Origin of the sequence: Stutzerimonas kunmingensis (assembly GCF_021432085.1) — a bacterium.
Classification (GTDB): Bacteria; Pseudomonadota; Gammaproteobacteria; order Pseudomonadales; family Pseudomonadaceae; genus Stutzerimonas.
On sequence record NZ_CP090366.1, the window covers coordinates 4,225,046 to 4,249,825 of the forward strand.

Here is a 24,780-nt window from a genome sequence, read left to right on the forward strand (position 1 = left end):
CATGGCTGCAGCGCAAAGCCTAAACGCCGGCGGACCGACCGCCGGCACAGCCACGGACGCGCCGGTCATGCTCTCGGCGCGAGGTCTACGCAAGGAGTTCGGCGGCTTCGTCGCCGTCAACAACGTCGACCTGGACGTGCGCCATGCACAGATGCACGCCCTGATCGGCCCCAATGGCGCCGGCAAGACCACAGTGTTCAACCTGCTGACCAAGTTCCTGCAGCCCACCAGCGGAACCATCCGCCTGCTCGACCAGGACATCACCCGCACCGACCCGGCCAAGGTGGCGCGCATGGGGCTGGTTCGCTCGTTCCAGATCTCGGCGGTATTCCCGCACCTTAGCGTGCTGGACAACGTGCGCGTTGCCCTGCAGCGGCCGGGCGGGCTGGCCACGCAGTTCTGGCTGCCGATGCGCTCGCTCAACCGCCTCAACGAGCGCGCCATGCAGCTGATCGAGTCGGTCGGCCTGGCCGACAAGCGCAACGAGCTGGCGGCTGATCTCTCCTACGGTCGCAAACGCGTACTGGAGATCGCCACCACCCTGGCGCTGGAGCCCAAGGTACTGCTGCTGGACGAACCCATGGCCGGCATGGGCCACGAAGACGTGCACGTGGTGGCCGAGATCATCCGCGAGGTGGCCACCCAGCGCGCGGTGCTGATGGTCGAGCACAACCTTAAGGTGGTCGCTGACCTCTGCCATCAGGTGACCGTGCTGCAGCGCGGCGAAATCCTTACTTCCGGCGACTACCGCACGGTCAGCCAGGACGAGCGCGTGCGCGTGGCCTACATGGGGACCGACGATGACTGAACCCTTGCTCAGCGTGCGCGACCTCAACGCCTGGTATGGCGAAAGCCATGCCCTGCACGGCATCGACCTCGACGTGCACCAGGGCGAGACGGTGACCCTGCTCGGCCGCAACGGCGTCGGCAAGACCACCGCGCTACGCTCGATCGTCGGCATCATCCGCAAGCGCAGCGGCAGCATCCGCTTCGACGGCAAGGACATGCTGCGCGTACCGCTGCACCGCACCGCTCGCCACGGCATCGGTTATGTACCGGAAGAACGCGGCATCTTTTCCACACTGACGGTGGAGGAGAACCTCACCCTGCCGCCGGTGATCGCCAAGGGCGGCATGACCCTGGCCGAGATCTACCAGCTGTTCCCCAACCTCGAGGAACGCCGCAAGAGCCCCGGCACCAAGCTATCCGGTGGTGAGCAGCAGATGCTGGCGATGGCGCGCATCCTGCGCACCGGCGCCAAGCTGCTGCTGCTCGACGAACCCACCGAAGGCCTGGCGCCGGTGATCATCCAGCGCATCGGCGAGGTGCTGCAGACACTTAAGCAGCGCGGCATGACCATCCTGCTGGTGGAACAGAACTTCCGCTTCGCCAGCAAGGTGGCCGACCGCTTCTATGTAGTCGATCACGGCAAGGTCATCGATTCGTTCGACGTCGCCGATCTGCCCGGCCGCATGACCATGCTCAACGAAGCCCTGGGGGTCTGATGACGACGATTTTCGATGTGCCGATCCAGGCGTTCCTCGGCCAGCTCTTGATCGGCCTGATCAACGGCTCGTTCTACGCCATGCTCAGCCTGGGCCTGGCGATCATCTTCGGCATGCTGAAGATCATCAACTTCGCCCACGGCGCGCAATACATGATCGGCGCCTTCGCCGGCTATCTGCTGCTGGCGACCCTCGGCATCGGCTACTGGCCGGCGCTGATCCTCGCGCCGATCATCGTCGGCCTGTGCAGCGCGGTGATCGAGCGCCTCGCGCTATCGCGGCTATACAACCTCGACCACCTCTACAGCCTGCTCTTCACCTTCGGCCTGGCGCTCGCCCTGGAAGGCGCGTTTCGCTACTTCTATGGCTCCTCCGGGCAGCCCTACGCCGTGCCGAAAGAACTGGCCGGTGGCTACAACCTGGGCTTCATGTTCCTCCCCAAGTACCGCGCCTGGGTCGTGCTGGCCTCCCTGGTGATCTGCATCGCCAGCTGGCTGCTGATTGAGAAGACCAAGCTCGGCGCCTACCTGCGTGCCGCCACGGAAAACCCGACGCTGGTGCGCACCTTCGGCATCAACGTGCCGCTGCTGCTGACCTTCACCTACGGCATGGGCGCAGCGCTGGCCGGCCTGGCCGGCATGCTCGCCGCGCCGATCTACCAGGTCAGCCCGCTGATGGGCTCGAACCTGATCATCGTGGTGTTCGCGGTGGTGGTGGTCGGCGGCATGGGCTCGATTCTCGGCGCCATCATCACCGGCTACATGCTCGGCATCCTCGAGGGGCTGACCAAGGTGTTCTATCCGGAGGCTTCCAACATCGTGATCTTCGTGATCATGGCGATCGTACTGCTGGTGCGCCCGGCCGGCCTGATGGGGAGGGACGCCTGATGAACAGCCAGGTGAACGTCACGCCGACCACCAAACGCCCGCTGCTGCGCCTGGAGACCGTGCTGATCCTGATCGGCGTGGTCGCGCTGGCGCTGGCACCGTTCTACTTCTACCCGATCTTCCTGATGAAGGTGCTGTGCTTCGCCCTCTTCGCCTGCGCCTTCAACCTGCTGCTCGGCTACACCGGCATCCTCTCCTTCGGCCACGCGGCGTTCTTTGGCGGTGCGGCGTATTTCACCGCCCACGCGGTCAAGGAGTGGGGATTACCGCCGGAGCTGGGCATTCTCATCGGCGTTGCCGGCGCGGCGTTTCTCGGGTTGATCATCGGCTTTCTGGCGATCCGCCGGCAGGGCATCTACTCGACGATGATCACCCTGGCGCTGTCGCAGATGTTCTTTTTCTTCTGCCTGCAGGCACCCTTCACCCACGGTGAAGACGGCATTCAGAACGTTCCACGTGGGCACCTGCTCGGCTTCATCGATCTGCAGGAGCCGCTGTACATGTACTTCTTCGTGCTGTCGGTGTTCCTCGCCGGGATGCTGCTGATCTGGCGCGTGATCAACTCGCCGTACGGCATGATCCTGCGCTCGATCCGCGAGAACGAGAACCGCGCCATTTCCCTGGGCTATTCGGTGTCGCGCTACAAGCTCGGCGCCTTCGTCATGTCCGCCGCGCTGGCCGGGCTGGCTGGCGGGCTGAAGGCACTGGTGTTCCAGTTCGCCACGCTGACCGATGTCAGCTGGCAGATGTCCGGGGAGGTGGTGCTGATGACCTTGCTCGGCGGCATTGGCACGCTGGTCGGCCCGGTTTTTGGCGCGGCGCTGGTGACCACGCTGGGCAATTACTTCGCCACATCGGAGCTACCGGTGACGCTGGTCACCGGCATCATCTTCATGGTCTGCGTACTGGTGTTCCGGCGCGGGATGATCGGCGAACTCTATGCCTCGCGGCTGGGCAAGAAGCTGGAGCGGCGTGCCGAGGACTGACGTTCTCAGCCGGCGGACTCGAGCAGCTCGTGCAGTTCGACGAACTGCTGGCTCAGCTTGTGCCGCGGGTCCAGGTAAACCAGCGGCGTGCAGGCCTGGTGCGACTCGCGCATCTTCACCGAACTCATCAGGTAGACCGGTAGCACCGGAAGACCCTCGCTCAGCAGTTCATCGATCATTTGCTGCGGCAGCGCGGCACGCGGCTGGAACTGATTGACCACGATGCCCTCGACCTCGAGCGTATCGTTGTGGTCTTCCTTCATCTCCTCGATCTCGTCGAGCAGGCTGTACAGCGCCTGGCGGGAAAAGCTGTCGCAGTCGAAGGGGATCAGGCAGCGATCAGCTGCGATAAGCGCAGAGACCGTATAAAAATTCAGCGCCGGCGGGGTGTCGAGGTAAATCCGGTCATAGTCCTCGGCAAGACCGTCGAGCAATTTTCGCAGCTTGTTGATCTTGTGCTTGGCCTCCAGCTTGGGCTGCAGGTCGGCCAGCTCTGCCGTCGCGCTGATCAAATGCAGATTGTCGAAGGCCGTTTCTAGAATGGGCGGGCGCGCCTTCTTGCCAGCGGTACCGCCGGCGAGAATCTGCTTGAAGAAATCGGCGATGCCGGTGGGAATGTCATCGCCGGTCAGCCCGGTCAGGTAATGCGTGGAGTTTGCCTGGGCGTCCAGATCCACCAGCAGCGTGCGGTAGCCTTGCGATGCACTGACCGCTGCCAGGTTGCAGGCGATGCTCGACTTGCCGACACCGCCCTTCTGATTGAACACGACCCTGCGCATGACTTGCCTCCCAAAATGTACCTGAGCGGTCGAGTCTATACGGCAAATGTGTCGCTCAGGTTATCCGCAACGGCAAACCCGACCAAAGTCAGACGGCAACGGGTGCCTTGATGTGCGGATGCGCTTCGTAGCCAACCAGCTCGAAGTCCTCGAAGCGGAAGGCGAACAGGTCCTTCACGTCCGGATTGAGCTTCATGGTCGGCAGCGGCAACGGCTCGCGGGTCAGCTGCAGGTCGGCCTGCTCCAGGTGATTGGCGTACAGGTGACAGTCGCCGCCGCTCCAGATGAACTCCCCCGGTTGCAGGTCGCAGACCTGCGCCACCATCAGCGTCAGCAGCGCATAGCTTGCGATGTTGAACGGCACGCCGAGGAAAATATCCGCCGAGCGCTGGTACAGCTGGCAGCTGAGCTTGCCGTCGGCGACGTAGAACTGGAACAGCGCGTGGCACGGCGGCAACGCCATCTGCTCGACCAGCGCCGGGTTCCAGGCCGAAACGATCAGGCGGCGCGAATCCGGATTCTTCTTGATCATCGCCAGCAGATTGGCGATCTGATCGATCGATTCACCGTTTGGCGCCGGCCACGAGCGCCACTGGTAGCCGTACACCGGCCCCAGCTCACCATTCTCGTCGGCCCACTCATCCCAGATGCGCACGCCATTCTCTTTCAGGTACTTGATGTTGGTGTCGCCCTGAAGGAACCACAGCAGCTCGTGGATGATGGACTTGAGGTGGCACTTCTTGGTGGTGACCAGCGGAAAGCCTTCGGCCAGATCGAAACGCATCTGATGGCCGAACACGCTGTAGGTGCCAGTGCCGGTACGGTCGCTCTTGAAGGTGCCGTGTTCGCGCACGTGGCGCATCAGGTCGAGGTACTGTTTCATCGATTGACTCGAAGCAGGCGCCGAAGCGCGGTGAAAAGGCTGCGCGAATAGTAAAAGGCCTGCGCCCCGCTTGTCGCCCTTATGGCGACAGGCAGGGCAACGGAATCAGGCCGGAGCCCGGCCGGCGGCGCGGCGATAGGCCCAGGCGATCATCCCGGCGCCGAGCAGCACCATTGGCACGCAGAGCAGCTGGCCCATGGTCAGCCAGCCGAACGCCAGGTAGCCCAGCTGTGCATCCGGCACACGGACGAACTCGACGATGAAGCGGAAGATGCCGTAGCACACCGCGAACAGTCCGGAGACCGCCATGGTCGGCCGCGGCTTGCGCGAATAGAACCAGAGGATCAGGAACAGCGCGACGCCCTCCAGGGCGAACTGATAGAGCTGCGACGGGTGCCGCGCCAGTTGCTGCGGGTCGGTCGGGAAGACCATCGCCCAGGGCACATCGGTGGCCTTGCCCCACAGCTCGGCGTTGATGAAGTTGCCGATTCGTCCGGCGCCCAGACCGATCGGCACGAACGGCGCGATGAAGTCCATCAGCTCGAAGAAGCTCTTGCCGTTGCGCCGGGCGAAGATCCAGCTGCACAGCAGCACGCCGATCAGGCCGCCGTGGAAGGACATGCCGCCCTTCCACACCTGCAGGATCAGGCTCGGCTGGTTGATGTAGGCGGCCAGGTCATAGAACAGCACATAACCCAGACGGCCACCGACGATCACCCCCATGGCCACCCAGAACACCAGGTCGGAGAGCTTGTCCTTCGGCCACTCGGGTGCGAAGCGCTGCACCCGCAGCGAAGCCAGCCACCAGGCGCCGCCGATGCCGATCAGGTACATCAGGCCGTACCAGTGAATCTGCAAGGGGCCGATGGCGACGGCCACCGGATCGATCTGCGGATAGGGCAGCATCCGTTACTCCTCAAACCAGAAAATTGATGCCGACGCTCAGCAGCAGTAGAGCGAACAGCCGTTTCAGAACCTTGGCCGACAGACGATGCGCCAGTTTCGCACCCAGTCTGGCGAAAAACATGCTGGTTGCCGCGATGCCGAGCATGGCCGGCAGATAGACGAAACCCAGACTCCAGTCGGGCAGTTGCGTCTCGTGCCAGCCGACCACCATGAAACTCAGCGCCCCGGCGATGGCGATCGGCAGGCCGCACGCCGCGGACGTCGCCACCGCCTGCTGCATCGGCACGCTGCGCCAGGTCAGATAGGGCACAGACAGCGAGCCGCCGCCGATGCCGAAAATCGCCGACGCCCAGCCGATCACCACGCCCACCAGCGACAGCTCGGGCCGTCCCGGCGCCTGGCCGGTGGCCTTGGGCCGCAGGTCGAACCCCATTTGCACCGCCATTGCCAGGGCGAACACACCGATGATCTTCTGCAGCATCGGCCCCTGGATCGCCGCGGCAGTCAGGCTGCCCAGGGCGGCGCCAAGGAGGATGCCAAAGGTCATCCACAGCACCATCGGCCAGCGCACCGCACCCTTGCGGTGATGGGTGAGAATGGAATTGACCGAGGTGAAGACGATGGTAGCCAAGGACGTACCGACGGCCAGATGGGTGAGGATTTCCTGAGAAAATCCCTGGGCGCTGAAACTGAATACCAGCACCGGCACGATGATCAGCCCGCCGCCCACGCCGAACAGCCCGGCCAGCACACCAGCGAAGCCGCCCAGCAGCAGATACAGCAGAAACTCCATGCGCCCCGTCCCGGCGAAACAAAGCGGCATGTTAGCGGAAAATGCGCCCGCCCCGCGCGCCGACGTTGAGCGTGAAAAACCCGGCGGTGGCTCATACGCCGGCCGCGCCTGTACTCTTGGCGGTCCGGACATAGTTTGGCTTTCCCATGTGCCTGATCGTTTTCGCCTGGCGCCCCGGCCACACCCAACCGCTGGTGGTAGCCGCCAACCGCGACGAGTTCCACGCCCGCCCGAGCCTGCCGCTGGGGCACTGGGAGGATGCACCCTGGATCGTCGGCGGGCGCGACCTGCAGGCAGGCGGCACCTGGATGGGCGTCACCACCGGCGGACGCTTCGCCGCACTGACCAACATTCGCACACCCGGCCAGGTGATCGGCCCACGTTCGCGCGGCGAGCTGCCGGAACAGTACCTGCGCGGAAACTTGCCGCCGGCCGACTACCTCGCCGAGCTGGCCGGCCGCCGCGCCGACTACGCCGGCTTCAACCTGCTGGTCGGCGATCGGCAGGCACTCTGGCACCTGAACTCACACCGCGGTGAGGCGACGGAGTTGCAGCCCGGAATCTACGGTCTGTCCAACGCCGGCCTCGACACGCCCTGGCCCAAGCTGAGAAAAGCCCGCGCAGCACTGGCGACCAACCTCGACCCGGCGACTCCCGAGAACCTGCTCGCCCTGCTGGCGGACCCAAGCCCAGCGGCCGAGCATGAACTGCCGCAGACCGGCGTGCCGCTGGAATGGGAAAGGCGGCTGTCGAGCATCTTCATCGCCAGTCCGGAGTACGGCACGCGCGCCAGCACAGCGCTGATCCGTCATGCCGACGGAGCGCTGGACATCCTGGAGCGTAGTTTCGGCCCGGACGGCCCAGTGGGCGAGGTGCGCTACCGCCACCCGCCAACGAGCTGATTGGCGAGCGGCGGATTGCTCAGACGGCGGCGGACGGGTTGATCAGCTTGCTCAGGCCGAGGTTGCGCAAGGTCAGCTGGACCGTGCTGTGGATGACCTGCGGGCTGTCCAGCAGCATGACCCGCGCCAGCAGCTGCTGAGCCGTATCCATGCTGATCTGACGCAGCAGCCATTTCACCTTGGGCAGGTTGGTAGCGTTCATCGACAGGCTGTCGAAGCCCATCGCCAGCAACAGCATGGCCGCCGCCGGGTCGCCCGCCATCTCGCCGCAGATGCTCACCGGCTTGCCCTCGCCATGGGCTTCCTTGACCACACGCTGCAGCGCTTCGAGCACCGCCGGATGCAGATAGTCGTAGAGATCGGCGACCCGCGGATTATTGCGATCCACCGCCAGCAGGTACTGCGTGAGGTCGTTCGAGCCGACCGAGATGAAGTCCACCATGCGCGCCAGTTCGCGCGTCAGGTAGACCGCCGCCGGCACTTCGATCATGACGCCGACCGGCGGCATGATCACGTCCAGCCCCTCGTCGCGCACCTCGCACCAGGCACGGTGAATCAGATGCAGCGCCTCTTCCAGTTCGCGGATGCCGGAAATCATCGGCAAGAGGATGCGCAGGTTGTTCAGCCCGGCGCTGGCCTTGAGCATGGCGCGGGTCTGCAGCAGGAAGATCTCGGGGTGGTCGAGGGTGACGCGGATACCGCGCCAGCCGAGGAACGGGTTTTCTTCCTTGATCGGGAAGTACGGCAGGCACTTGTCGCCGCCGATGTCGAGGCTGCGCATGGTTACCGGCAGCGGATGGAAGGCTTCCAGCTGCTCGCGGTAGATCGCCATCTGCTCCTTCTCGCTTGGGAAGCGCTCCTTGATCATGAACGGCACTTCGGTGCGATACAGGCCGACGCCCTCGGCGCCGCGCTCCTGCGCGCGCACCACATCGGCGAGCAGGCCGGTATTCACCCACAGCGGAATGCGATGACCGTCGGTGGTCTCGCACGGCAGCTCGCGCAGCACGTCGAGCCCGGCGGAGAGCTGGCGCTCCTGCTCGGCCAGCACTTCATACTGCTCGCGCAGGACCTTGCCCGGATTGGTGATGATCTCGCCGCGATAGCCGTCGATGATCAGCTCGATGCCGTCGACCTTGGAATAAGGCAGGTCGACCGCGCCCATCACCGTCGGAATGCCCATGGCACGGGCGAGAATGGCGACGTGGGAGTTGCTCGAGCCGAGCACCGAAACCATGCCCACCAGCTTGCCCTCTGGCACCTCGCCGAGCATCGCCGGCGAGAGCTCCTCACTGACCAGAATGGTCTTGTCGGGATAGGTCAGCGTCTGCTGACGCGCCTCCTGCAGGTAGGAAAGCAGGCGCCGGCCGATGTCTTTGACGTCCGATGCTCGCTCGCGCAGGTAGGCGTCGTCCATCATCTCGAAGCGCCGCACGTGCTCGCTGACCACCTGGCGCAGCGCGCCCTGCGCCCACTGGCCGGTACGGATGACCTTGGTCACTTCGCCGCCCAGGGCGGAGTCGTCGAGCATCATCAGGTACACATCGAACAGCGCGCGCTCTTCCTTGCGCATCTGCGTGGCGAGCTTTTCCGAGAGAGTGCGCATGTCGGCGCGCACGGCCTCCAGCGCAGCTTCGAAGAGCGTCAGCTCGGCATCGATGTTGTCGATGTTCTTGTCCGGCACCACATCCAGATCAGCCGGCGGCAGCACCACCACGGCGGTTCCGACGCCGGCGCCTGGCGCGCCCGGAATGCCGATGAAGCGGGTTTCCTGGATGCCCTTGCCTTGCCGGCCAAGCCCGCGGATCGAACCGGTCGCCTCGGCATGGGCGATAACACCGGCAAGCTGCGCGCTCATGGTGACGAGGAACGCTTCTTCACCTTCGTCGAACTGGCGGCGTTCCTTCTGCTGGATAACCAGTACGCCCATCACCCGACGGTGGTGGATGATCGGCGCACCGAGAAAGGAGGCATAGCGTTCCTCGCCGGTTTCGGCGAAGTAGCGATAGCGTGGGTGTTCGGAGGCGTGTTCGAGGTTGAGCGGCTCTTCGCGGGTGCCGACCAGGCCGACCAGGCCTTCGTTGGGCGCCATGCTGACCTTGCCGATGGCGCGCTTGTTGAGGCCTTCGGTGGCCATCAGGACGAAGCGTTCGGTTTCCGGATCGAGCAGATAGACCGAGCAGACCTGGCTACCCATGGCCTCCCTGACTCTCAGCACGATGATGCCCAACGCCGCCTTGAGGTCCTTGGCGGCATTCACTTCCTGGACAATCTTGCGCAGCGTGCCGAGCATGCTCAGAGGCTTTCTCCCCGAATCTCAGTCCCGCACCGGTAAACGCGGTGCGAGTTCTTTAAGTGCGCGACGATAGACCTCGCGCTTGAAGGTGACCACCTGTCCCAGCGGATACCAGTAGCTGACCCAGCGCCAGCCATCGAACTCCGGTTTGCCGGTCAGGTCCATGCGTACACGCTCTTCGGCACTGGTCAGGCGCAGCAGGAACCACTTCTGTTTCTGTCCGATGCACAGCGGCTGGCTATGGGTACGCACCAGGCGTTGCGGCAGACGATAGCGCAACCAGCCACGGGTGCAGGCGAGGATCTTCACATCCTGCTCTTCCAGGCCGACTTCTTCGTTGAGTTCGCGAAACAGGGCTTCTTCCGGCGTTTCACGGGCGTTGATCCCGCCTTGCGGGAACTGCCAGGCATCCTGATTGATCCGCCTGGCCCACAGCACCTGACCGACATCGTTGGTCAGGATGATGCCGACGTTCGGGCGAAAACCATCGGAGTCGATCACGGCATACAACCTCGCAGACGCATGTCGCGGCATTGTTCCACAAAACCGCGATAAGCCGAAAGCACGGCAAGCCGCCGTTCGGCACGTACCCGCGCGCTCGGCGAGGGGCCGCCCGAGGCTGCGCGCAAGACGCTGCAACCGGTATGCTTGGGGCTGCCCTGACCATCATCGAGGAAAACATCCGTGCGCCTGGCTCTATTCGATCTCGACAACACCCTGCTGGCCGGTGACAGCGACCACGCCTGGGGCGAATACCTCTGCCAGCGCGGCATCGTCGATCCGACCCAGTACAAGGCGCGCAACGACGCCTTCTATCAGGATTACCTGGCCGGCGATCTCGACGTGCACGCCTATCAGAATTTCTGCCAGGAACTGCTCGGCCGCAGCGAGATGGCGCAGCTGCAGCAGTGGCACGACGAATTCATGCAGGATTTCATCGAGCCCATCGTGCTGAGCAAGGGCGAGGCCCTGCTACGCCAGCATCTGGAGGCGGGCGACAAGGTAGTGATCATCACCGCCACCAATCGCTTCATCACCGGGCCGATCGCTGCACGCCTGGGCGTCGATACCCTGCTGGCGACGGAATGCGAAATGCGCGACGGGCGCTACACCGGCCGTCTGACCGACATCCCCTGCTTCCAGGAAGGCAAGGTCCAGCGCATCGAGCGCTGGCTGGCGGAAACCGAGCAGACTCTCGAAGACGCCTATTTCTACAGCGACTCACGCAACGACCTGCCGCTGCTGCAGCGCGTCCCTCACCCAGTGGCGGTGGACCCGGACCCGGTGCTGCGCGACTTCGCCACCGAACGTGGCTGGCAGATCATCTCGCTGCGCTGAACCAGCGCAGCAGTCATGCCCGAGCCGGTCGAATCAGACCGGCTTGGCGCCCATCAGGGCGGTGATGGCAATCAGCACGACCAGCACCAGCACAGCATAGATGCCGGCGTTGCGCGCTGCGGTGGCGTTGCCCGGCGCCTGCCAGGCGGCAAGACGCCCGGCCAGCAGCAGGACCAGCGGGATCAGCACGAGGAACAGCACGGAGCTGGCCAGCAACCAGAACTGGCCCAACGGCCATCCGGCCAGATGCGTCAGCCACCAGCCGGTCACCGGCAGCGAAAGGCCGATCACGGCCAGCAGCGGCAGGGACAGTCGGCGGGTGCGCTGCAGCTTGCGTTGCAGCACGGCCTGATCGCCACCGCGGCCGGCCTTCCACAGCATCAGCAGATGCACAATGACACCCAGCAACAACAGCACCGCCGTCGCGCCATGAATGATTCTGAGGGTGAGGTAGTGCTCCATTTGCCTTCCTTTAGGTTCGCTTAGCCGAGAAACAGCTTGTAGGCCGGATTCTCGCTCTCATCCCAATAGCGGTAGCCGATCTTGTCCAACGCCGCCGGCAGCAGATGGCGCTCATCGGCGGGCACCTGCAGCCCCGCTACCACTCGGCCATCAGCCGCGCCGTGGTTACGGTAGTGAAACATCGAGATGTTCCAGCGCCCGCCGAGCTTGTTGAGAAAGTTGAACAGCGCGCCGGGACGCTCGGGAAACTCGAAGCGCAGCACCATCTCGTTGCTGACGCCGGCGGCGTGGCCACCGACCATGTGCCGCGTGTGCAGCTTGGCGAGCTCGTTATCCGTGAGGTCGAGCACCGGAAAGCCCTTGTCGCGCAGCCCCTGCACGAGCGCCGCACGCGGGTCGTTCTCCGGGTGCGTCTGCACGCCGACGAAGATGTGCGCCTCGCGGTCGGTGTGGAAACGGTAGTTGAACTCGGTGATCTGGCGTTTGCCGATCGCCTCGCAGAAGGCCTTGAAGCTGCCCGGCTGCTCGGGGATGGTGACGGCGATGATCGCCTCGCGCTTCTCGCCCAGCTCGGCGCGCTCGGCGACGTGGCGCAGGCGGTCGAAATTGACGTTGGCGCCGGAGTCGATGCCCACCAGCACTTGGCCGCTGATGCCTTCGCGCTCGACGTATTTCTTGATCCCGGCCACCGCCAGCGCACCTGCCGGCTCGGTGATCGAGCGGGTATCGTCGTAGATATCCTTGATCGCCGCGCAGATCTCGTCGGTACTGACGGTGATCACTTCGTCGACATGATCCTTGCAGAGCTCGAAGGTGTGCTGACCGATCTGCGCCACCGCCACGCCGTCGGCGAACAGCCCGACCTGCTCCAGCACCACGCGCTCGCCGGCGGCCATTGCGGCCTGCAGACAATTGGAGTCGTCCGGCTCGACACCGATCACCTTGGTCTCTGGATAGAGATATTTCACGTAGGCGGCGATGCCCGCCACCAGGCCGCCGCCGCCCACCGGAACGAAGATCGCGTCGATCGGCCCCTGATGCTGACGGAGGATCTCCATCGCCACGGTACCCTGCCCGGCGATCACATCGGGATCGTCATAGGGGTGGATATAGACGTAGCCCTTCTCTTCCACCAGCTTCAGCGAATAGGCCAGCGCCTCGGGGAAGGCATCACCGTGCAGCACCACCTTGCCGCCGCGGGCGCGTACGCCCTGCACCTTCAGCTCCGGCGTGGTGCGTGGCATGACGATGGTGGCCTTGATACCCAACTGCTTGGCCGCCAGCGCAACGCCTTGGGCGTGATTGCCCGCCGATGCCGTGACCACGCCACGCGCCAGTTCCTCGGCCGACAGCTGCGCCAGCTTGTTGTAGGCGCCGCGAACCTTGAAGGAGAACACCGGCTGCAGATCCTCGCGCTTGAGCAGAATCTGGTTGCCGATTCGCTCGGAAAGCTGGCGGGCGGGCTGCAGCGGGGTTTCGATGGCGACGTCGTAGACGCGGGAAGTGAGGATCTTCTTGACGTAATGTTCGAGCATTCTGGCTGTCTTGGCAGGCATTGCGAGGGAACGAGGAGTCTACCCCCCGCACGCCCCCGGCGACCACCGGCAATCCACCACGGCTTCGGCATGACAAGACCCGCCGCCGGCAGAGGGCTATAATCCGAGCCTTCGTCTTTCCCGCCCGGATTCCCGCCATGACCCAGGATCAGCTCAAGCAGGCCGTCGCCCAGGCCGCCGTCGACCATATCGTCCCGCACCTCAGCGATCGCAGCATCATTGGCGTCGGCACTGGCTCCACCGCCAACTTCTTCATCGACCTGCTGGCCAAGCACAAGGGCTTCTTCGACGGCGCCGTGGCCAGCTCCGAAGTCACCGCCGAGCGCCTGAAGCAGCACGGCATCCCGGTCTACGACCTGAACTCGGTGAGCGAACTGGAGTTCTATGTCGACGGCGCCGACGAGGCGAACAAGCACCTGGAGCTGATCAAGGGCGGTGGCGCCGCCCTGACCCGCGAGAAGATCGTCGCCGCGGTAGCCAAGACCTTCATCTGCATCGCCGACGGCAGCAAGCTGGTCGAGCAGCTGGGCGCCTTCCCGCTGCCGGTGGAAGTCATCCCGATGGCGCGCAGTCATGTCGCCCGCGAGCTGGTAAAACTCGGCGGCGACCCGGTCTACCGCGACGGCGTGGTCACCGACAACGGCAACGTCATCCTCGACGTGCACAACCTGATGATCGGCTTCGCGCCGGAACTGGAAGGCAAGATCAACGACATCGTCGGCGTGGTCTGCAACGGCCTGTTCGCCATGCGCCCGGCGGATCTGCTGCTGCTCGGCACCAAGGACGGCGTGCAGACACTCAAGCGCTGATCCTTTCGGGCGAAGCGCAACGGCGCGACGCCCAACTGGCGTCTACGCTTTAGCGTGCGCTGCGACGAGTCCGCCGCAGCTCACCACAGGAGGTGTCGCCATGTCCGGCAAATTCCAGTTAAAGAAATCCAGCAACGGTCAGTTCCATTTCAATCTCCTGGCCAGCAACGGCCAGGTTGTACTGTCCAGCGAGCAATACAAGGCCCATGCCTCGGCGCTCAACGGCATCGATTCGGTACGCAAGAACGCGGTGCGTGAAGGTGCGTTCGAGGTCAAGGAGTCGAGCAACGGCAAGTACTTTTTCGTGCTCAAGGCAACCAACGGGCAGGTCATCGGCCAGAGTCAGATGTACGCCAGCCTGCACAGTGCCGAGCAGGGTTGCGACTCGGTACTACGCCACGCACCAAATGCAGCCCTGCAGGACGAAAGCGCCTCGTCGGCCGCCTGACTGCCTTCAAAGCCGGTGATCGAGGCGGTAACCGGTCACCTGGCCTGTTTGCTGAAGGCGTAGAACAGGTTCGGCTCGCTGACCACATAAAGCGTGCCATCCGGCCCCATCGCGATGCCTTCCGCCTGCGGCACATCCTGCTCCAGCCCATGCTTGCCGGCATCCAGCGCCAGACTGCTGAGCGGCTGCCCGCTGCCATCCAGCTCGACCACCAGCCGCGACTCATCCGACAGCGCCAACAGATGCCCGCTCCGCTCATCGAACTGCAGGCTGGACAGGTCGCGCACGAACAGCCGCGCCTGATGTTCATTGATATGCACGGCAGGTGCTTCGGCGACATAGGGAAAGCCGGCGATCTCGTAGATCCTGACCGGATTGCGCTCCTTGGCGACGAACAGGCGCCCGCCGGCCGTATCGTACGCAAGGCCCTCGAAGCCCTTGTTGCCGTTACGGTCGATGCCCAGCGAGAGCTGCGACGCCTGCGCGGCATCGATGACAGTTGTCTGCTCGTCGAGCTCGACACGGAACAGACGCTGCCGGCGCTCGTCGCTGATCACATACACGCCTGCAGAGATGTACTCGATAGCCTCAGGATCGCTGAAGCCGACCAGCCGGATCGCGCGCAGCAGATCGCCCTCCAGGCTGAGTTCGAGCAGATGCGGGTTGCCATTGGTGACGGCGATCAGACTGTTGCGATCGGGATCGAAGGTCAACGCCGAGAGATCGTCATCAATGCCACGGACCACCTTGCCCTGGATCGTCACATGGTAATCCGGCAGCCACAATGAGGCGTCCGCCGCCGGTTCGCCGCGATGCCACTGGTTGAGATGGAACCAGCCACGCTCGAACAACCGGTAATGAACGCCGGCGGCAAGCACCAGCAGCAGGGCCACGGTCAGCAACCCCGCCAAGATCCTTTTCAACGCAGGCATAAGGCCCACTTTCACCTGGATTGGGGCAGCGATTGTCTTCAGTCAGGCTTACACCAAACTTAACGGCGGCCCAGGTCTCAGTGCCTGCGGCTGAATACGTAGAAGCGGTTGGGCTCGCCGACTACATAGATGTTGCCTTCGCCATCCATCGCCACACCTTCGGCCTGCTCGATCCCATGCACCAACCCGTTGAGTCCGCCGAACAGGCTGATGAAGCTGCGCGGCTTGCCCTGCAGGTCCAGCTCCACCAGCAGCCGCGACTCGTCGGAAAGCATCAGCGTGTGGCCGCTGCGCGGGTCGATGGCGACGGATGATATGTCACGAACCAGCAGCCGCTGTTTCGGCACGGCCTGCAGCGCCCCGGCGGCGCCGTCCTCGCCGGGGAATGGCAACTCGAACAGGCCCTGCGGGTCGCGCTCCTTGGCCAGCAGCAGACGCTGCGTGCGCGGGTTCCAGGCCAGTCCCTCGAAGCCTTTGTTGCCGGCATCGGCAAAGCCCAGGTCATAGCTGGCCAGATCATCGAGATCGAGGCTTTCCACGCCGGGCTCCAGACGGAACACCGCCACCAGCCGACGGCGCTCATCAACGATCGCTAGGCGGCCGTCACCCAGGGCCTCCACCGCCTCGGGATCGGCGAAACCGGTCAGCGCGACGCGCCGCAGCACGACGCCGGACGGAGTGAACTCGACCAGCTGTTCGCCGGTTACGGTGAACAACGTGCCGGTCAGGGGATTCCAGGTGAGCCCCGAGGTTTCCTCGTCTTCCAGGCCGGCCAGGGTGGTTTCCAGGGTCAGCTCGTAATCCGGCAGCCAGATGCTGGCTGCGCGCTGTTCGGAGCTGACCGAACGCTCGCCCCAGTACAGCTGCAGCTGATCGTCCCAGTGCAGCAGGCGCGTGGCGACGAGCAGCGCTATAAAAAGCAACAGCAGGATGGCGGCGACGATCAGACGCCAGCGGGAATAACGAACGGGCATGAACAGCGTTCCGGCGGAAGGTCCCGGATTACAACACGAGAGCGGTTCGCAAAGAAGCAGCAGACGCGGCGGGCTTGCCCCGCCGCGTGCAGGTCAGATCACGCGGCTTTCGAAACGCGACAGCCCGACCAGCTCCAGCACCAGCTGGTCGCCCTGCTTGAGCGGGCCGACGCCGGCCGGCGTGCCGGTCAGCACCACATCACCCGGCTGCAAGCTGAAATGCCCGGCAATGTGCTGCAGCAGCGGCAGGATGGCATTGAGCATCTGGCTGCTGTTGCCGTCCTGGCGGACTTCGCCGTTGATGGTCAGGCGGATGCCGATGTCGCCCAGATCCTCCACCGCATCGCCCGGCACGAACGGCGCCAGCACGCAGGCGCCGTCGAAGCTCTTGGCGATTTCCCACGGATGGCCCTTTTCCTTGAGCCTGGCCTGCACGTCGCGCAAGGTCAGGTCCAGCGCCGGGGCGAAGCCGGAAATGGCATCGCGCACCTCTTCTTCGTTCGGCTTGCGCGACAGCGGCTTGCCGATCAGCACGGCGATTTCCGCTTCGTAATGCACGGCGCCGCGATCGCTCGGGATGCTGAAGCCGTCGTCCAGCGGCACCGTGCAGCTGCCGGCCTTGATGAACAGCAGCGGCTCGGTCGGCACCGGGTTGTTCAGTTCCTTGGCGTGCTCGGCATAGTTGCGGCCGATGCAGACCACCTTACCCAGCGGATAGTGGATCGGCGTGCCATCGGTGTAGTGGTGCTGGTAGCTCATCGAAGACTCCTGGTAATCCGTGGGCCGTTCAGGCCGCGAAAATCTTGCCCGGGTTCATGATCCCGTTGGGGTCGAACACCGCCTTGACTGCCTTCATGTACTCGATTTCCGCCGGCGAACGGCTGTATTCGAGATAGTCGCGCTTGGTCATGCCGACGCCGTGTTCGGCGGAGATCGAGCCGTTGTACTTCTGTACGGTTTCGAACACCCACTTGTTCACCGTGGCGCACTTGCCGAAGAACTCGTCCTTGTCCATCGCATCGGGCTTGAGGATGTTCAGGTGCAGGTTGCCGTCGCCGATGTGGCCGAACCAGACGATCTCGAAGTCCGGGTAGTGCTCGCCGACGATGGCGTCGATCTCCTTGAGGAAGGCCGGCACCTTGGCGATGGTCACCGAGATGTCGTTCTTGTACGGCGTCCAGTGACTGATGGTCTCGGAGATGTATTCACGCAGCTTCCACAGGTTCTGCAGCTGCTGCTCGCTCTGGCTCATCACGCCATCGAGCACCCAACCCTGCTCGACGCAATGCTCGAAGGTCGCCAGCGCCTGATCGGCGCGCTCCTCGGTGGTGGCCTCGAATTCCAGCAGCGCGTAGAACGGGCAGTCGGTTTCGAACGGCGCCGGCACGTCACCACGGCCGAGCACCTTGGCCAGCGCCTTGTCGGAGAAGAACTCGAAGGCGGTCAGATCCAGCTTGTCCTGGAAGGCATGCAGCACCGGCATGATCGAATCGAAATCCGGGGTGCCCAGCACCAGCGCAGTGAGGTTGGTCGGCTGGCGCTCGAGGCGCATGGTGGCCTCGACCACGAAGCCCAGCGTGCCCTCGGCGCCGATGAACAGCTGGCGCAGGTCGTAGCCGGTGGCGTTCTTGATCAGGTCCTTGTTCAGTTCGAGCAGGTCGCCCTTGCCGGTCACCACCTTCATGCCAGCGACCCAGTTGCGGGTCATGCCGTAGCGAATCACCTTGATGCCACCGGCGTTGGTGCCGATGTTGCCGCCAATCTGGCTGGAGCCTGCGGAGGCGAAGTCCACCGGGTAGTACAGGCCCTTGTCCTCGGCGAACTGCTGCAGCTGCGCAGTGACCACGCCGGGCTGGCAGACGGCGGTGCGATCCATCTCGTTGAATTCGAGAATCTGGTTCATGTAGTCGAACGACACCACCACCTCGCCATTGGCCGCCACGGCCGCAGCGGAAAGCCCGGTGCGACCGCCCGAAGGCACCAGCGCGACCTTGCGCTCGTTGGCCCAGCGCACAATGGCCTGGACCTGCTCGATGCTCTTGGGAAAGACGATGGCCGAGGGCGCCGGGGCGAAATGCTTGGTCCAGTCCTTGCCGTAGGCATTCAGCGAATCGGCGTCGGTCAGCACTTTGCCGGGCTCGACCAGGGTTTTCAGCTCATCGATCAGGGCGGGGTCGGTCATCACGGGAACTCTCATACGATTCATGGTCACCCTGAGCACGCTTCAGCGCAGGGGTGGGGGTGTTTCGCGGGGCTCGTATGCTAGCATACGCACCCCTTTGAAACGTGCCTCGGCAGACTCCCGACACCGCTAATGACGGGTCGGCCAGCCTTCGCTGGACACTTCAGTCCTATCCTTCGGCCTTAAGGTTTTAATGCAGATGAGCCAGACCTCTCTCGACAAGAGCAAGATCAAGTTTCTTCTTCTCGAAGGCGTGCACCAGAACGCCGTCGACACCCTCAAGGCGGCCGGCTACACCAACATCGAGTACCTCAAGGGCGCGCTGTCCACCGAGGAGCTGAAGGAGAAGATCGCCGACGCCCATTTCATCGGCATCCGCTCGCGCACCCAGCTCACCGAGGAAGTCTTCGAGGCCGCCAAGAAGCTGATCGCCGTCGGCTGTTTCTGCATCGGCACCAACCAGGTCGACCTGAACGCTGCCCGCGAACGCGGCATCGCGGTGTTCAACGCGCCCTACTCCAACACCCGCTCGGTGGCTGAACTGGTGCTGGCCGAAGCCATTCTGCTGCTACGCGGCATTCCGGAGAAAAACGCCTCTTGCCACCGCGGCGGCTGGATCAAGTCGGCGGCCAACTCCTTCGAAATCCGCGGTAAGAAACTCGGCATCATCGGCTACGGCTCCATCGGCACCCAGCTCTCCGTGCTGGCCGAAGCGCTGGGCATGCAGGTCTATTTCTACGACGTAGTGACCAAGCTGCCGCTGGGCAACGCCAACCAGATCGGCTCGCTGTACGAGCTGCTTGGCATGTGCGACATCGTTTCCCTGCACGTACCTGAGCTGCCGTCCACCCAGTGGATGATTGGCGAGAAGGAAATCCGCGCCATGAAGAAGGGCGCCATCCTGATCAACGCCGCGCGCGGCACCGTGGTCGAGTTGGATCACCTGGCCGCCGCGATCAAGGACGAGCACCTGATCGGCGCCGCCATCGACGTGTTCCCGGTCGAGCCGAAGTCCAACGACGAGGAATTCGAAAGCCCGCTGCGTGGCCTGGATCGAGTGATCCTGACCCCGCACATCGGCGGTTCGACCGCCGAAGCGCAGGCCAACATCGGCCTGGAAGTCGCCGAGAAGCTGGTCAAGTACAGCGACAACGGCACCTCGGTGTCCTCGGTCAACTTCCCGGAAGTCGCCCTGCCGTCGCACCCGGGCAAGCACCGCCTGCTGCACATCCACCAGAACATTCCGGGTGTGATGAGCGAGATCAACAAGGTCTTCGCCGACAACGGCATCAACATCTGCGGCCAGTTCCTGCAGACCAACGAGAAGGTCGGTTACGTCGTCATCGACGTGGACAAGGAGTACTCCGACCTGGCGCTGGAGAAGCTGCAGCACGTCAACGGCACCATCCGCAGCCGCGTGCTGTTCTGATTCGCTGACGCGGTGCATTGAAAGGGAGGCTTCGGCCTCCCTTTTTCGTTCATGCGCACTGTCTAAACCCGAGCACTCTCCGCTAGCTGCGCAGCACCCGATTACCCGCAGCATCGACATCCGCCCCTGGCTGCTCGTCACGCGGCTCGGTCGTCGGCGGCACATCGGTCTCGATCGGTGCCTGGCGCGGCTGCAGCAGCGGTGCTTCGATCTGTTCCATCTCGTCCGATTGCTGACCCGAGTGCGGCCGCGGCTCGCGGCTGTCCAGCGGGTGCTGACGGGCCTTTTCCGGATTGGTCGGCCCGGTAGTCTCGCCCAGGGCGGTCGACGCACCCGCCAGCGACACCAGCAGAATGCTCAAACGCAGCATGCCCATCGCGCACCTCCCGATCATTGCTCTTGCAGGTTCGGCACGCTAGCGCCGGCAAGGTTTCCGCACAGCGGTCAGCACCAGCCGAGCGGTCAGCTTGAACGCAGAACGGCCCGGCAAGCTGAGCCTGCCGGGCCGTTCAGGTGCAACCGATGGATCAATAGGCGCCGCGTTCGCCGCCCTCGCCGCCTGTACCGGTCGTGCCCTGCTTACCAGCCGCACCATCGCCGCCGGTACCGTGATCGCTACCGTGTGTGGTCGCCGGGCGCTCAGTCTCGTCCGGCATCTTGCCGGTATCGGAGGTCGAATCCATTCCGTTGCCCGTGCCGCCCATGGTTCCAGGCTGCTCGGTACTGTGCCCCTTCGAATCACGGTGGCCGGTATCGGCGCCGGTGCCGGTATTGCCGGCAGCGAATGCCGCGCTGGAAAGCAGTCCCGCCAGGGTGAGTGCCGCAATCTTGTGCATGTTCATGATGACTCCTGCATATTTTCAGGGGGTTCATGTAATCCGGCAGCGGGACGGGTCAGGGGTTTCGTCGTCAGCATTTACAAAACGTGACAGCCCTGTAGAACGCCCGGCCAGAGCGGCTAGGCACTAGGACCGTCGGTCGCCTGCGGCCGATCGCCGAGCAGATCCTCAACGTAGAGCATGCGCACCAGCACCATGCCGACAGCTGCCAGTGGCGTCGCCAGCAGCAGACCCAGGGTACCGGCCAGCAGGCCGAACAGAAGTTGCACGGCGATGGTCAGCGCCGGCGGAACCGAGACGATGCGCTGCTGCATCCACGGCGTGAACACATAACTTTCCAAGGCCTGGATGAACAGATAGAGCGCGGCGACGTAGAGCACCGTGCGCCCGCCCTCCAGCGATGCCAGCAGGAGCGCCGGTATCACCGCCAGCACCGGACCGATATTGGGAATGAACGACAGCAACCCGGCGATCAGGCCGAGGACCAGCGCCAGCTCGATGCCCAGCAACCACAGACCGAGCGTGGTCAGCACGCCGATCAGCAGCATTTCCAGCAGCTTGGCCAGCAGCCAGGCCCGCAACGTCGAGCCGCTTTCGTCGAGCACCTCCGCTGCGCGCGGTCGATAGCCCAGCGGAATCAGCTTCAGCAGCCCGCGCACGTATATCTGCGGGTTGATGGCGAGGCAGATGCCGATGGCGAAGGCGATGGCGAAGCTGCTCAGCGCACCGACGATCGAGCCCATCACCTTGGTCACCACGCTGAACGCGCTAGAGCCGTCGGGCAGAGAGTCCTCCAGGCGTTCGCGCTGCTGCAGCACTTCATTCGCCCAGGGCAACTGTTCGGCACGCTCACGCAGGCGCTCCACGGCCTCGGGCAGCGAATCGGAGAGCGCATCGGCCTGTTCGGCGATGCTCGGCGCGACCAGCCAGCCGCCGCCGCCCAGGCCGAGCAGCAAGAGCACGAAGAACACCGCTATGGACAGCTTGTAGGACAGCGCCGTCTTGCTGCAGAGCCAGCGGCTCACGCCGTGGATCAGCACACCGAAAAGAATCGAGGCGAACAGCAGCAGGATGAAATCGAACGCCAGCCAGGCGACGATGCTCATCAGCACCACGACGGCCAGCACCGCGGTCTGCACAATCGTGCGATTGGCGACCGTCTTGGCATCGTTCTGCGGTGTCGACGTGGACATGATGCTCCCCCTCGTGAGTACAAGAGGTACGACAGACCGCGCCGCGCATTAATTCAGCTGTTACCGCCAATCAGCGCAGCAGCTGCCAGAGCGAGGCGCCGACGCCAGCCATGCTCTCGCCGGCCACCAAGCCGGCCGCGGCGACGATCACGAAGCGCTCGCCGAGGCTGCGCCAGCGTGACGCGAAGGCCCAGGCGAGCACGGCACCGAAGGTCATCATCAGCGAAATCGACGCCGGAATGATGAATGCCAGGCCGAGCGCCGCGGAGCTCGGCAACCAGCGCAGCCGGCGTTCGGGCAGCAGCCCTTCCAGCGTCCCGAGCAGCACCCCGCAGAGCGCACCAGCGAGCATTGCCCAGCGAATGTCGGCAGCGAGCGCGCCCAGGCCGCCGGTCAAGGCTTCGGCCACTGCTTTCCAGGTGGCAACCGCCGGAGCCGGCCATTCGGGTGTGATCAGCATGCTCTGTGGATCGGGAATCAGCAGCTGATAGGCCAGTACGCCGACCACGCTGCCGAGCAGAATGCCGAAGCACTGCGCCAGCGCCTGACGCCCCGGCGCAGCGCCGATGGCATGCCCGACCTTGAAGTCGTTGAGCAGATCGGTGCACTGCCCCGCCGCGCCACCGGCGGTGTTGGCGCTCATCAGATTGACCGGCACCTGGCCCGGGGCGAACACGCCGAAGCTCAGCTGCGACAGCTGGCCGATGGCGCCGATCGGTGGAATCCCGGTCGCGCCGACCACCCGTGCGGCAACCATCGCCAGCAGCAGCGCCAGCGGAATCGACAGCGCCGCCAGCCAGGGATCGATGCCGAACAGGCTGACCTGCAGCGCCAGCACCAGTCCTACCGACAGCGCAAAACCGGCCGCTGGCCAGCCGTGCGCGCGCCGCAGCACCGGCCGCCGGCGTGTCGTTGGCGAGCGTGAGCGCAGCAGGCGCAGGCCCAGCGAGGTCAGCGTCGCGCAGACCATCAGGCTCACGCCCGGCCACAACAGCCATTCGATCAGCGCGGCGAACTGCGGCCCCTGGGCTGCGGCCGGCAAGCGCACCAGTCCCTCGGCCAGCAGCCAGGGCGCGATCAGGCCCCAGGCCAGTACGGCGCCGAGCAGCAGCGACAGGCCGACGCGCAACCCGATGATGCCGCCGAAGCCGAGCAACAGCAGCGAGGGTTCGAAGCTGAACGTCACGCGCTCAAGCTGCGCCGAAGGTGCCCAGCGCGGCAGCGTCCAGAAAAAGGTATCGACCAGTTTGCTCCCGGCGGCCAGCACGGCGGCACCGCCCAGTACCCAGAGCCGGCGCCCGGCTTCGGCGCCATGACTGTAGATCTGCTGCAACGTCGCCAGGGTCGCCATGCCCTCGGGAAAGCGCAGCCCCGACTCGACGATCAGCGAGGGTCGCAGGTACCAGGCCACCCAGACCCCGAGAAAGCTCACCGAGAACACCCAGGCCATCAGCGGCAGGCTGTCCAGCTGCTGACCGGTGAGCAGGGTATAGGCGGGAATCGGTGCCACCAGCCCGCCGGAGATGATCGAGGCGCAGGACGAGGCGGTGGTCTGGTTGATGTTGCTTTCCAGCAGCGACCAGCGCGGGCGGCCGAACGCGACGGCAATGCTCTGCCAGAACGCGAAGCCAATCAGCAGCGCGATGATCGACATATTGAACGACCAGCCGATCTTGAGGCCCGAGTAGACATTCGACGGTGCCAGCAGCGCACCCAGCAGCAGACCGGTGAGCAAGGCACGCAGGGTCAGTTCACGAGACGAAACGGCAGAGGTGGTCGCGATCATTCCCCTACCTTAGCAGCCGCCCGGTGCAAAAACGCGCGCTCTTTCCGATGCCTCGCGTTCGACCTGGCAGAGTTGTGCACGTGCTGGCTGGATAATGCCCGTTCGCCATCTCTCGGCTGAACTTCGCTGCAAGGTGCTGGTCGTTTAGTAACTTTTTAATCAATCACGCCCGACTGACTAGGTACCGAACATGGACGCGGAGCTTACACGGGACACATCCTCCCCAACAGTCACGCTGTTAACCGGCAATGAACTGCTTGGGTTGTTCTTTCGCCACTTTCTAGGCGAACAGGCGCAAGTCGAAGTTGCGCTGACCGGACTGCAATCACCGGACAATCGCGGAGCCGACCTGTTTCTGGTCGACGCCGGCCATAGCGAAGCCGAACAGATATCCAGCCTGATCGACCAGCTCGACGAGCACACACCGGTGGCGCTGGTGAATATCGTCCCCGAGCAGGCCGAGCAGCTGGTCGAAAGACACCCTGTGATTCGCGGGGTGTTCTACAGCCACGCCACCCGCGAGCACCTGCTCGAGGGCATCCGCGTGCTGCTCAAGGGTGGCGACTGGCTGCCACGGGTCCTCACCGAGAGGCTGCTGGGCCAGTGGCGGCGCATGCGCCAGCTCGCTGAAACCAAGTCCAGCCTGACGCTGCGCGAGCGCGAGATCCTGAGCCTCGCCGGCAAGGGGCTGTCGAATGCGGAAATCGCCGAGCAGCTGTGCCTCAGCCCGCACACGATCAAGAGTCATATCCACAATCTGCTGCGCAAGATCGGCGCCTCCAATCGGGCCGAGGCGGCGTACCTGCTGCGTAGTCATCTCGACTGGGACAAGTCCTGTAGCGCTTGAGTAGCGTCCCGCAGCGACGGGCGGCCTAACGGAACGGACGTCACTGAG

At 64.3% G+C, this 24,780-nt stretch carries 26 protein-coding genes; 10 read left to right on the forward strand and 16 right to left on the reverse strand.

Annotated elements, in window-relative coordinates:
* The first annotated feature begins 1 nt into the window (after nt 1).
* Genes LW136_RS20150 through LW136_RS20165 form a run of 4 tightly spaced genes read left to right on the forward strand, consistent with a single transcriptional unit; the run spans nt 2 to nt 3,378 of the window.
* Nucleotides 2-808, forward strand: coding sequence for an ABC transporter ATP-binding protein (locus LW136_RS20150; RefSeq protein WP_044314420.1), 807 nt, complete (start codon nt 2-4; stop codon nt 806-808).
* Nucleotides 801-1,505 carry an ABC transporter ATP-binding protein gene (locus tag LW136_RS20155; protein ID WP_044314419.1) on the forward strand — a complete coding sequence of 235 codons (705 nt, stop codon included), beginning with the start codon at nt 801-803 and terminating at the stop codon, nt 1,503-1,505. Before LW136_RS20150 ends, LW136_RS20155 begins: the two co-directional genes overlap by 8 nt.
* Nucleotides 1,505-2,392 (forward strand): branched-chain amino acid ABC transporter permease, encoded by an 888-nt coding sequence (locus tag LW136_RS20160; RefSeq protein WP_013981555.1) that lies wholly within the window; start codon nt 1,505-1,507, stop codon nt 2,390-2,392. Before LW136_RS20155 ends, LW136_RS20160 begins: the two co-directional genes overlap by 1 nt.
* The gene (locus LW136_RS20165) at nt 2,392-3,378 is read left to right on the forward strand and encodes a branched-chain amino acid ABC transporter permease (RefSeq protein WP_044314418.1); all 987 of its coding nucleotides are present in this window, start codon (nt 2,392-2,394) and stop codon (nt 3,376-3,378) included. Before LW136_RS20160 ends, LW136_RS20165 begins: the two co-directional genes overlap by 1 nt.
* Before the next feature lie 5 nt (nt 3,379-3,383).
* On the opposite strand, the gene LW136_RS20170 is transcribed toward LW136_RS20165, so the two are convergent.
* From LW136_RS20170 to LW136_RS20185, 4 genes are all read right to left on the reverse strand, one after another.
* Nucleotides 3,384-4,157 carry a ParA family protein gene (locus LW136_RS20170; protein WP_044314417.1) on the reverse strand — a complete coding sequence of 258 codons (774 nt, stop codon included), beginning with the start codon at nt 4,155-4,157 and terminating at the stop codon, nt 3,384-3,386.
* A gap of 88 nt (nt 4,158-4,245) precedes the next feature.
* On the reverse strand, nt 4,246-5,040 hold the full coding sequence (locus LW136_RS20175) for a thymidylate synthase (protein ID WP_044314416.1): 795 nt from the start codon (nt 5,038-5,040) through the stop codon (nt 4,246-4,248).
* 105 nt (nt 5,041-5,145) lie between these two features.
* Entirely contained in the window at nt 5,146-5,946 is an 801-nt protein-coding gene (gene lgt / locus LW136_RS20180; RefSeq protein WP_044314415.1) for a prolipoprotein diacylglyceryl transferase, read from the reverse strand.
* A 10-nt stretch (nt 5,947-5,956) separates the two neighbouring features.
* Nucleotides 5,957-6,739: a sulfite exporter TauE/SafE family protein gene (locus tag LW136_RS20185; protein WP_014821844.1), complete on the reverse strand. Its 783-nt coding sequence runs from the start codon at nt 6,737-6,739 to the stop codon at nt 5,957-5,959.
* Nucleotides 6,740-6,885: 146 nt separating this feature from the next.
* Here LW136_RS20185 and LW136_RS20190 point away from each other — a divergent pair, with 146 nt between their 5' ends.
* Entirely contained in the window at nt 6,886-7,641 is a 756-nt protein-coding gene (locus tag LW136_RS20190; RefSeq protein ID WP_041015238.1) for an NRDE family protein, read from the forward strand.
* Nucleotides 7,642-7,660: 19 nt separating this feature from the next.
* On the opposite strand, the gene ptsP is transcribed toward LW136_RS20190, so the two are convergent.
* Together ptsP and LW136_RS20200 are read right to left on the reverse strand one after the other, a co-directional pair.
* Complete coding sequence (gene ptsP / locus LW136_RS20195) at nt 7,661-9,934, reverse strand: phosphoenolpyruvate--protein phosphotransferase (RefSeq protein ID WP_014821846.1); 2,274 nt, start codon at nt 9,932-9,934, stop codon at nt 7,661-7,663.
* Nucleotides 9,935-9,958: 24 nt separating this feature from the next.
* On the reverse strand, nt 9,959-10,438 hold the full coding sequence (locus tag LW136_RS20200; protein ID WP_015278517.1) for an RNA pyrophosphohydrolase: 480 nt from the start codon (nt 10,436-10,438) through the stop codon (nt 9,959-9,961).
* Nucleotides 10,439-10,621: 183 nt separating this feature from the next.
* Here LW136_RS20200 and LW136_RS20205 point away from each other — a divergent pair, with 183 nt between their 5' ends.
* Nucleotides 10,622-11,275 (forward strand): histidinol-phosphatase, encoded by a 654-nt coding sequence (locus LW136_RS20205; RefSeq protein WP_234173858.1) that lies wholly within the window; start codon nt 10,622-10,624, stop codon nt 11,273-11,275.
* 33 nt (nt 11,276-11,308) lie between these two features.
* Here the strand turns inward: LW136_RS20205 and LW136_RS20210 are convergent, their stop codons facing one another.
* Together LW136_RS20210 and ilvA are read right to left on the reverse strand one after the other, a co-directional pair.
* Nucleotides 11,309-11,737 (reverse strand): DUF2269 family protein, encoded by a 429-nt coding sequence (locus tag LW136_RS20210; protein ID WP_234173859.1) that lies wholly within the window; start codon nt 11,735-11,737, stop codon nt 11,309-11,311.
* Nucleotides 11,738-11,757: 20 nt separating this feature from the next.
* Complete coding sequence (gene ilvA / locus LW136_RS20215; RefSeq protein ID WP_023444536.1) at nt 11,758-13,272, reverse strand: threonine ammonia-lyase, biosynthetic; 1,515 nt, start codon at nt 13,270-13,272, stop codon at nt 11,758-11,760.
* A 158-nt stretch (nt 13,273-13,430) separates the two neighbouring features.
* On the opposite strand from ilvA, the gene rpiA reads away from it, so the two are divergent.
* Together rpiA and LW136_RS20225 are read left to right on the forward strand one after the other, a co-directional pair.
* On the forward strand, nt 13,431-14,102 hold the full coding sequence (gene rpiA / locus LW136_RS20220) for a ribose-5-phosphate isomerase RpiA (protein ID WP_044315508.1): 672 nt from the start codon (nt 13,431-13,433) through the stop codon (nt 14,100-14,102).
* Between the two features lie 100 nt (nt 14,103-14,202).
* Nucleotides 14,203-14,550, forward strand: coding sequence for a YegP family protein (locus LW136_RS20225; RefSeq protein ID WP_234173860.1), 348 nt, complete (start codon nt 14,203-14,205; stop codon nt 14,548-14,550).
* A gap of 35 nt (nt 14,551-14,585) precedes the next feature.
* On the opposite strand, the gene LW136_RS20230 is transcribed toward LW136_RS20225, so the two are convergent.
* The 4 genes from LW136_RS20230 to LW136_RS20245 all read right to left on the reverse strand — a co-directional run bounded on the left by LW136_RS20230 (nt 14,586) and on the right by LW136_RS20245 (nt 18,638).
* Nucleotides 14,586-15,482 (reverse strand): SdiA-regulated domain-containing protein, encoded by an 897-nt coding sequence (locus LW136_RS20230; RefSeq protein ID WP_234173861.1) that lies wholly within the window; start codon nt 15,480-15,482, stop codon nt 14,586-14,588.
* 77 nt (nt 15,483-15,559) lie between these two features.
* On the reverse strand, nt 15,560-16,456 hold the full coding sequence (locus tag LW136_RS20235) for an SdiA-regulated domain-containing protein (RefSeq protein ID WP_234173862.1): 897 nt from the start codon (nt 16,454-16,456) through the stop codon (nt 15,560-15,562).
* Between the two features lie 93 nt (nt 16,457-16,549).
* Nucleotides 16,550-17,215: a fumarylacetoacetate hydrolase family protein gene (locus LW136_RS20240; protein WP_041015243.1), complete on the reverse strand. Its 666-nt coding sequence runs from the start codon at nt 17,213-17,215 to the stop codon at nt 16,550-16,552.
* Between the two features lie 28 nt (nt 17,216-17,243).
* Nucleotides 17,244-18,638, reverse strand: a complete 1,395-nt coding sequence (locus LW136_RS20245) for an FAD-binding oxidoreductase (RefSeq protein WP_125861110.1) — start codon at nt 18,636-18,638, stop codon at nt 17,244-17,246.
* A gap of 199 nt (nt 18,639-18,837) precedes the next feature.
* On the opposite strand from LW136_RS20245, the gene serA reads away from it, so the two are divergent.
* The gene (serA, locus tag LW136_RS20250) at nt 18,838-20,067 is read left to right on the forward strand and encodes a phosphoglycerate dehydrogenase (protein ID WP_014821857.1); all 1,230 of its coding nucleotides are present in this window, start codon (nt 18,838-18,840) and stop codon (nt 20,065-20,067) included.
* Nucleotides 20,068-20,149: 82 nt separating this feature from the next.
* Here the strand turns inward: serA and LW136_RS20255 are convergent, their stop codons facing one another.
* The 4 genes from LW136_RS20255 to LW136_RS20270 form a co-directional block, all read right to left on the reverse strand.
* Complete coding sequence (locus tag LW136_RS20255; protein ID WP_234173863.1) at nt 20,150-20,443, reverse strand: hypothetical protein; 294 nt, start codon at nt 20,441-20,443, stop codon at nt 20,150-20,152.
* A 151-nt stretch (nt 20,444-20,594) separates the two neighbouring features.
* On the reverse strand, nt 20,595-20,909 hold the full coding sequence (locus LW136_RS20260) for a hypothetical protein (protein WP_090521838.1): 315 nt from the start codon (nt 20,907-20,909) through the stop codon (nt 20,595-20,597).
* A 116-nt stretch (nt 20,910-21,025) separates the two neighbouring features.
* Nucleotides 21,026-22,099 (reverse strand): AI-2E family transporter, encoded by a 1,074-nt coding sequence (locus LW136_RS20265; RefSeq protein WP_234173869.1) that lies wholly within the window; start codon nt 22,097-22,099, stop codon nt 21,026-21,028.
* 70 nt (nt 22,100-22,169) lie between these two features.
* The gene (locus LW136_RS20270; protein WP_234173870.1) at nt 22,170-23,885 is read right to left on the reverse strand and encodes an OPT family oligopeptide transporter; all 1,716 of its coding nucleotides are present in this window, start codon (nt 23,883-23,885) and stop codon (nt 22,170-22,172) included.
* 262 nt (nt 23,886-24,147) lie between these two features.
* Here LW136_RS20270 and LW136_RS20275 point away from each other — a divergent pair, with 262 nt between their 5' ends.
* Nucleotides 24,148-24,732, forward strand: coding sequence for a helix-turn-helix transcriptional regulator (locus LW136_RS20275; protein ID WP_041015247.1), 585 nt, complete (start codon nt 24,148-24,150; stop codon nt 24,730-24,732).
* Nucleotides 24,733-24,780: the final 48 nt, after the last annotated feature.

Bases quoted from the DNA above. Each gene is read 5' to 3' on its own strand.
- LW136_RS20150 (WP_044314420.1), top strand. From the start codon at position 2: ATGGCTGCAGCGCAAAGCCTAAACGCCGGCGGACCGACCGCCGGCACA.
- LW136_RS20155 (WP_044314419.1), top strand. From the start codon at position 801: ATGACTGAACCCTTGCTCAGCGTGCGCGACCTCAACGCCTGGTATGGC.
- LW136_RS20160 (WP_013981555.1), top strand. From the start codon at position 1,505: ATGACGACGATTTTCGATGTGCCGATCCAGGCGTTCCTCGGCCAGCTC.
- LW136_RS20165 (WP_044314418.1), top strand. From the start codon at position 2,392: ATGAACAGCCAGGTGAACGTCACGCCGACCACCAAACGCCCGCTGCTG.
- LW136_RS20170 (WP_044314417.1), bottom strand. From the start codon at position 4,157: ATGCGCAGGGTCGTGTTCAATCAGAAGGGCGGTGTCGGCAAGTCGAGC.
- LW136_RS20175 (WP_044314416.1), bottom strand. From the start codon at position 5,040: ATGAAACAGTACCTCGACCTGATGCGCCACGTGCGCGAACACGGCACC.
- lgt (WP_044314415.1), bottom strand. From the start codon at position 5,946: ATGCTGCCCTATCCGCAGATCGATCCGGTGGCCGTCGCCATCGGCCCC.
- LW136_RS20185 (WP_014821844.1), bottom strand. From the start codon at position 6,739: ATGGAGTTTCTGCTGTATCTGCTGCTGGGCGGCTTCGCTGGTGTGCTG.
- LW136_RS20190 (WP_041015238.1), top strand. From the start codon at position 6,886: ATGTGCCTGATCGTTTTCGCCTGGCGCCCCGGCCACACCCAACCGCTG.
- ptsP (WP_014821846.1), bottom strand. From the start codon at position 9,934: ATGCTCGGCACGCTGCGCAAGATTGTCCAGGAAGTGAATGCCGCCAAG.
- LW136_RS20210 (WP_234173859.1), bottom strand. From the start codon at position 11,737: ATGGAGCACTACCTCACCCTCAGAATCATTCATGGCGCGACGGCGGTG.
- ilvA (WP_023444536.1), bottom strand. From the start codon at position 13,272: ATGCTCGAACATTACGTCAAGAAGATCCTCACTTCCCGCGTCTACGAC.
- rpiA (WP_044315508.1), top strand. From the start codon at position 13,431: ATGACCCAGGATCAGCTCAAGCAGGCCGTCGCCCAGGCCGCCGTCGAC.
- LW136_RS20225 (WP_234173860.1), top strand. From the start codon at position 14,203: ATGTCCGGCAAATTCCAGTTAAAGAAATCCAGCAACGGTCAGTTCCAT.
- LW136_RS20230 (WP_234173861.1), bottom strand. From the start codon at position 15,482: ATGCCTGCGTTGAAAAGGATCTTGGCGGGGTTGCTGACCGTGGCCCTG.
- LW136_RS20235 (WP_234173862.1), bottom strand. From the start codon at position 16,456: ATGCCCGTTCGTTATTCCCGCTGGCGTCTGATCGTCGCCGCCATCCTG.
- LW136_RS20240 (WP_041015243.1), bottom strand. From the start codon at position 17,215: ATGAGCTACCAGCACCACTACACCGATGGCACGCCGATCCACTATCCG.
- LW136_RS20245 (WP_125861110.1), bottom strand. From the start codon at position 18,638: ATGACCGACCCCGCCCTGATCGATGAGCTGAAAACCCTGGTCGAGCCC.
- serA (WP_014821857.1), top strand. From the start codon at position 18,838: ATGAGCCAGACCTCTCTCGACAAGAGCAAGATCAAGTTTCTTCTTCTC.
- LW136_RS20255 (WP_234173863.1), bottom strand. From the start codon at position 20,443: ATGGGCATGCTGCGTTTGAGCATTCTGCTGGTGTCGCTGGCGGGTGCG.
- LW136_RS20260 (WP_090521838.1), bottom strand. From the start codon at position 20,909: ATGAACATGCACAAGATTGCGGCACTCACCCTGGCGGGACTGCTTTCC.
- LW136_RS20265 (WP_234173869.1), bottom strand. From the start codon at position 22,099: ATGTCCACGTCGACACCGCAGAACGATGCCAAGACGGTCGCCAATCGC.
- LW136_RS20270 (WP_234173870.1), bottom strand. From the start codon at position 23,885: ATGATCGCGACCACCTCTGCCGTTTCGTCTCGTGAACTGACCCTGCGT.